Raw genomic sequence first — 6,520 nt, forward strand, 5'->3', positions numbered from 1 at the left:
GGGGTCTGGGCCGGCGGGTGCGGGGGGGGCGGGGTGGGGGGGGTGGGGGGGGCGGCGCGCCCCCCGCTTCCCGGCCCGGTACTAGAGGGTTCGGGCCACCTGCTCCGTGTGGTAGAACTCGATCTGGTCGCCGACCTGGATGTCGGTCAGACCCTCGACGACCAGCCCACACTCGTAACCCGCCTGAACCTCCCGCACGTCATCCTTGAAGCGCTTCAGCGACGAGACGACGCCGTCGTAGATCACGGCACCGTTGCGCAGGACGCGGACGCGAGAGTTTCGAGAGGCCTTGCCGTCGAGGACGTACAACCCGGCCGCCACCTCGCGCGAGGGCAGCCGGAACGTCTGGCGCACCTCGGCGTACCCGTCGGTGACCTGGCGGATCTCCGGCGACAGCAGGCCGGACATCGCCGCCTTGATGTCATCTACCAACTGGTAAATGATGTCGTAGAAGCGGATGTCCACCCCGGTGGCGTCGGCGGCTCGCTTGGCTGCGGCGTCGGGCCGTACGTTGAACCCCACGATGATGGCGTTCGAGGCGACGGCCAGGTTCACGTCCGACTCCGAGATCGCACCGGTGCCGGCATGGACCACGCTGACGCCGACCGAGTCCGACTCCTCGTTTAGCTTCGCCAGCGTCCCCTGGATGGCTTCCAGTGAGCCCTGAACATCTGCCTTCAGCACGACGCGGAGCTCTCGCGTCTCGCCTTCCTCAAGCTGAGCGAACGCATCATCAAGCTTGACGACGCGGGTCTCCATGAAGGCTTCCGCGCGCCGCTGGCGGGCCCGCTCCTCGGCGAGCGTCCGGGCGGCCTTCTCGTCCTCGACTGCCTGGAGGATGTCACCGGCCTCCGGCACATCGAGCAGGCCGAGGATCTCCACCGGCGTGGACGGCTCCGCGCGGCGCACGCGACGACCGCGATCATCCATCATGGCGCGGACGCGGCCCCAGGTCGCGCCGACGACCACCACGTCGCGCACCTTGAGCGTTCCCGACTGGATCAAGGCAGTCGCGACCGGTCCGCGGTTGCGGTCAACCTTCGCCTCGATGATCACGCCGATGGCGGGCTTGTTCGGGTTCGCCTTCAGCTCCTGAAGGTCGGCGACGAGCAGGATCATTTCCAGCAGGTCGTCGATCCCCAGACGCTCCTTGGCCGAGATCTCGACCACGGGCACATCACCCCCGTACTCCTCGGGGATGACCCCGACCTCGGCCAATTGCTGCTTGACTCGGTCGGGATTCGCCGCTGGGAGGTCGATCTTGTTCAGTGCCACGATGAGTGGAACGTTGGCCGCGCGTGCGTGGCTGATCGCCTCGCGCGTCTGCGGCATCACACCGTCGTCGGCCGCGACGACCAGGACGGCGATGTCGGTCACCTGGGCGCCGCGGGCGCGCATCGCGGTGAATGCCTCGTGGCCGGGTGTGTCGAGGAAGGTGATCTTCCGTCCCTGGACCTCGACCTGATAGGCACCGATGTGCTGGGTGATCCCACCAGCCTCGCCGGCCGCGACGTTTGTCTGCCGGATGGCGTCCAGCAGCTTGGTCTTCCCGTGGTCGACGTGCCCCATGATCGTCACGACCGGCGGCCGCGGCACTGCGCCCGGGTCATCGCCCTCATCGCGGCGAGTCTCGATGTCCTGATCGGCCTGCTGCACGACCTCGGGGACGTGCTCCTCGACCTCGATGCCGAACTCTTCGGCGACCGCAGCCGCGGTGTCGAAGTCCACCTGCTGGTTGATGCTGGCCATGATGCCCCGCGCCATGAGGGTCTTGATGACGTCGATGGGGCTGACGCCGAGCGCCTCGGCAAGTTCACCTACGGTTACGACCGAGCCGAGCACCACAGGCCCGGAAAGCACTGCGGCGCGTCGGCCCTCAGCCTGCTGGGGACCGCGAGGCCCGGCGTTCGCCGGAGCTCCGCCTCGCCCTCTGGCCCTGCCTCGCCCACCGCCGCGCTGTGTTCGTCGGTTGTGCTGGCTCATTGGTTCCTCCTTCAATCACGGCGCGGTGCGTGGAGATCAATGCGACGCGCCCTCATCGTCCCGGCGGAAGTGCACGTCGGCGTAGTGGCGTAGGGCCTGTCGGGCCTCCTCAGTCACCTCGACGCGCAGCGCTCGTTCCAGTGCGGGGCCGGAGGCCGCGCGCTCCCAACACGCAAAGCGCGTACACAGGTACGCGCCGCGCCCATTCTTCTTTCCCGTCGGATCGATCTCGACGGCGCCTTCCGGCGTTCGGACGATCCGCACGAATGTCCTCTTTGCATCCTTGGTCCGGCATACGACGCAAGTCCGCATCGGCACATGCTTGGGCCGCGGGCCCTTGCGGCGCTGCCGGGCGCCCGTCTCCTGTGTCATCGTACCACCCCCTCCGCGGGCCCGCCCCGACGAGCCCACGTGAGGCTAGACGCGAGACCCCTCGTCTTCGGTCAGCGAGAGCTCGCGCCCTGTGGCGAAGTCGAAGCGGGCCCGGAGTTCTCGGTTGTAGTAGACGTCGAGCACACCGTTGACGATCTCGACGTCCACACTCATGTTGACCAGGTCGGGCGGAAGCGGCCCGAACTCGCGCTCTCGCACACTGATGGTGCCGTCGGCCCGGACCAGGCGCGGCTGCCGCCCCTGGGTCATCAGGTCGTCGGGCACCTCTGCCAGAGCCGCACGGGCCTGGCGCAGGATGTCGTCATCCGAGCCGCGGAGCGCCTCGGGGTCCTTGATGTCGATGCGCCACCCGGTCAGCTTGTAGGCCAGCCGGGCGTTCTGCCCGTCCTTGCCGATCGCCAGCGACATCTGCTCGGTCGGGACGATAACCCTGGCGACCTTCTCGGCTTCGTTCAGTTGCACGCTAATCGGCTTGGCCGGGCTCAGCGCGTTGGCGATGAACGTCGGCGTGTCCGGCGACCACTCGATCACATCGATCTTCTCGCCGTACAGCTCGTTCACGATGTTCTGGATACGCACGCCGCGCACCCCGACGCACGAGCCGACCGGATCGACCTTCTCCTGGCGCGCGGCGACGGCCACCTTGGAGCGCAGCCCCGGCTCGCGGGCAACGGCCATGATCTCGACCGCGCCGCTGTAGATCTCCGGAACCTCCAGCTCGAAGAGGCGGCGGATCAGGTTGGCGTGGGTCCGCGACACGATGAGCTGCGGGCCACGCGTGTCCTTGTTGACCTCCAGCAGGTAGACCTTCAGGCGCTGGCCGACGCGGTAGCGCTCGTTCGGCACCTGCTCGCGGGCGGGCATGACCGCCTCCGCCTTGCCGAGGTCGACGATGACCGCCTTCGGGTCGGCGCGCTGGACGATACCGTTCAGCACTTCGCCGACGCGATCGATGTACTCGGCGTAGACGCTGTCACGCTCGTAGTCGCGGATGCGCTGCAGCACGACCTGCTTGGCCGTCTGCGCCGCGATGCGCCCAAAATTCTGAGGCGTGCGGTCGAAGCGGATCACATCACCCACGACCGCGTCGGGGTGCGTGGTGCGTGCTTCCGCGACCGAGATCTCGGTGTTGGGATCCTCGACCTCTTCGACGACTCGCTTGACGACGAAGATCCGGATGCCGCCCTTGTTGGGGTCGAGGGTGGGGTCGATCTGGACCTCAACTTCCTCTTCCGTACCCGCCATCTTCTTGTAGACCGTGCGCAGCGCGTGCTCCACGGAGGAGAGGACCGCCTCGCGCGGGATGTTACGCTCCGCGGCAATCGTCGCAATGGCGGTATAGAAATCGCTCTTCATGGTAGTGGAATACCTCCTCGCTCGGACCTGCCCTCAGGTTGCGCTGCGATGTGAGGACAAGGTCAGGTGGGACGAAGTGCTGCGCGGCAAAAATTAAAGTGGGCATCGCCCACTCTCGCTCGGGCACCTTCGGTTCCGCTGCCTAGTATAGCAGATTCGACGGAGCCGGCGCAACGGCACCATTCCCCGGAATTCCGCCGGCTGCGTGCTATAATACGGCCCGGCCAGACGCGGATCGCCGGGGAGCGACAGGGGGACATATGAAGCTCCGGACATGGCTCCGCCCAGGCATGTTCGTCAAGCGCTGGATCTTGCTCTTGTTCTCCGGGCTCGTGATGACGAGCCTCGCCCTGGCGATGGCGCTTGCTTGGGTATACCGCAATTATCACTTCCCGGAACGGTTTACTGACTTCGTCCAGACGGTCACACTCCAGTTCATCCCGCATCCCTACCGGGAGCTCGTGATGCTCACCGGAGGAACCATCGGAATCGGGCTTGGCTTTTACCAGCTCAGCCGATCCCTCCTCGCCCCGTTCTGGGATCAGCGGCCGGCCGGGAAGGGCCTGGCCGACCTGATCCAGGCGCACCGCTTTGGTCCGGAACAGCCCGAGCTGCGCGTGGTGGCGATTGGGGGCGGCACGGGGCTCTCGACCCTGTTGCGCGGGCTGAAGCAGAAGAATGTCGCCATTACCGCCATCGTGACGGTGGGGGACGACGGCGGGAGCTCCGGTCGTCTGCGGACCGAGTTCAACATGCCGCCGCCGGGCGATATCCGCAACTGTCTCGTGGCGCTGGCGGATGCCGAGCCGTTGATGGCCGACTTGTTCCAGTACCGGTTCGAGGAGAACGGCTCGGAGCTGAGTGGACACAGTTTCGGTAACCTGTTCATCACCGCGATGACCCAGGTGTCCGGGAGCTTCGAGCGCGCCGTGTACGAGTCGTCGCGCGTGCTCGCCGTGCGTGGCCAGGTCATCCCCTCGTCGCTGGAGAACATCACGGTGTGCGCCGAGCTGGCCGACGGTCGCATCATCCGCGGGGAGTCGCGGATCGTCGCGGAGCGGTCGCGGATCAAGCGCGTGTTCCTCGATCCCCGTCACCCGGCCGCCTATGATCCGGCGATTGTCGCCATCCTCTCGGCGGACCTGATCGTCCTCGGCCCGGGCAGCCTCTACACGTCGGTGCTGCCCAACCTGCTCGTTCAAGGGATTACGCATGCCATCCGCTGCTCGACCGCGACCAAGGTCTACGTGTGCAACGTAGCCACGCAGCGGGGCGAGACAGATGATTTCAGGGTGGTGGACCACCTGCGGGCCCTGCACGACCACGTTGGCGAGCCGATCGTGGATCACGTCCTGGTCAATGACAACTTCGGCCCGGCGGCCACCAAGATCAAGCCCGAATGGGCGGTCTCCGCGGTCAGCCTGGACGGGATCGATGCCCTGGAGGGCTCGGTCAACGTGGTGCTCCGCGACGTGGTGAACCCTGAGTTCCCGCTGCGCCACGACCCCGACAAGCTGGCGACCGCATTGATTGAGCTGGCCAAGCAACGGCCCACGTCGCCCGGCGTGGATGCCGTCTTGCGAGCAAATGGTCACGACCCGGTGAGCGGGTCGCTCGAGTCCCAGGTGACGGTCCGGGGCGCGTAGCGGGCGCCCGTCGTGTAGGAGGGAAGAAAGTGGCTGTTCGTGTCGGGATCAATGGGTTCGGACGCATCGGCCGGCAGGTGCTGAAGGCCATTGTCGGGGAGTACGACGACACGCTGGAGATCGTCGCCGTCAACGACCTGACCAGCCCGCACACCCTGGCCCACCTGCTCAAGTACGACTCCACGTACGGCGTGTACGATCTGGACGTGGAGGCTACCGACAGCACCATCACCGTCGACGGGCGCGAGTTGGAGGTGTTCTCGGAGCGCGACCCAGCGAACCTGCCGTGGAAGGATCTGGGCGTCGACCTGGTCATCGAGTCCACCGGCTTCTTCACGGATGCGACCAAAGCCCGCGCCCACATCGAGGCCGGGGCGAAGAAGGTCATCATCACCGCTCCGGCGAAGAATGAAGACATCACGGTGGTCCTGGGCGTCAACGAGGATCAGTACGATCCCGAGCGCCATCACATCATCTCGAACGCGTCCTGCACCACCAACTGCCTCGCTCCGGTGGCGAAGGTGATTCAGGACACCTTCGGCATCAAGCGCGGCTTCATGACGACGGTGCACTCCTATACCAACGATCAGGTCACGCTCGACGCGCCGCACAAGGATCTGCGCCGGGCACGTGCCGCAGCCCTGAATATCGTGCCCACCACGACCGGCGCCGCCCGCGCCGTCGCGCTGGTGATCCCCGAGCTGAAGGGCAAGTTCGACGGCTTCGCGCTCCGTGTCCCGACCCCGACGGTGTCGATCATCGACTTCGTCGTCGAGCTGGATAAGCCGGCCACGGTGGAGTCGCTGAACGGCGCATTCCAGGATGCGGCGGCGGACGCCATGGAGGGGATCCTCGACTACACCGAGGAGCCGTTGGTTTCGACGGACTTCCGCGGCGATTCCCACTCGGCGATCGTCGATGGGCTCTCGACGATGGTCTTGGACGGGAACATGGCCAAGGTCGTGGCCTGGTACGACAACGAGTGGGGGTATTCCTGCCGCGTGGCGGATCTGGCGAACCTCGTCGCCGAGCAGGGAATCAGCTAGATCCCACCTGACTGCGACGCGGGCGGGGGGGGGCCCCCCCCCCCCCCCCCCCCCCAAAAAAAGCCCCCCAAAAAAAAACAGGGGGGGGGGGGTAGG

General features: G+C 66.5%; 5 protein-coding genes. 2 read left to right on the top strand and 3 right to left on the bottom strand.

What is annotated here, in order from left to right:
• Positions 1-81: 81 nt before the first annotated feature.
• From infB to nusA, 3 genes are read right to left on the bottom strand one after another with little or no spacing between them, the layout of a single operon-like run.
• Positions 82-1,983 (bottom strand): translation initiation factor IF-2, encoded by a 1,902-nt coding sequence (gene infB, locus IRZ30_RS14685; RefSeq protein WP_366945359.1) that lies wholly within the window; start codon positions 1,981-1,983, stop codon positions 82-84.
• A 36-nt stretch (positions 1,984-2,019) separates the two neighbouring features.
• Entirely contained in the window at positions 2,020-2,355 is a 336-nt protein-coding gene (locus tag IRZ30_RS14690; protein WP_366945360.1) for a YlxR family protein, read from the bottom strand.
• A gap of 45 nt (positions 2,356-2,400) precedes the next feature.
• On the bottom strand, positions 2,401-3,732 hold the full coding sequence (gene nusA / locus IRZ30_RS14695) for a transcription termination factor NusA (RefSeq protein WP_294086220.1): 1,332 nt from the start codon (positions 3,730-3,732) through the stop codon (positions 2,401-2,403).
• Between the two features lie 260 nt (positions 3,733-3,992).
• On the opposite strand from nusA, the gene IRZ30_RS14700 reads away from it, so the two are divergent.
• Together IRZ30_RS14700 and gap are read left to right on the top strand one after the other, a co-directional pair.
• Positions 3,993-5,378 carry a gluconeogenesis factor YvcK family protein gene (locus IRZ30_RS14700; protein WP_294086221.1) on the top strand — a complete coding sequence of 462 codons (1,386 nt, stop codon included), beginning with the start codon at positions 3,993-3,995 and terminating at the stop codon, positions 5,376-5,378.
• Positions 5,379-5,407: 29 nt separating this feature from the next.
• Complete coding sequence (gene gap, locus IRZ30_RS14705) at positions 5,408-6,424, top strand: type I glyceraldehyde-3-phosphate dehydrogenase (RefSeq protein WP_294086223.1); 1,017 nt, start codon at positions 5,408-5,410, stop codon at positions 6,422-6,424.
• Positions 6,425-6,520 lie beyond the last annotated feature (96 nt).

This window comes from Sphaerobacter sp., assembly GCF_019683595.1.
Lineage (GTDB): Bacteria > Chloroflexota > Chloroflexia > Thermomicrobiales > Thermomicrobiaceae > Sphaerobacter.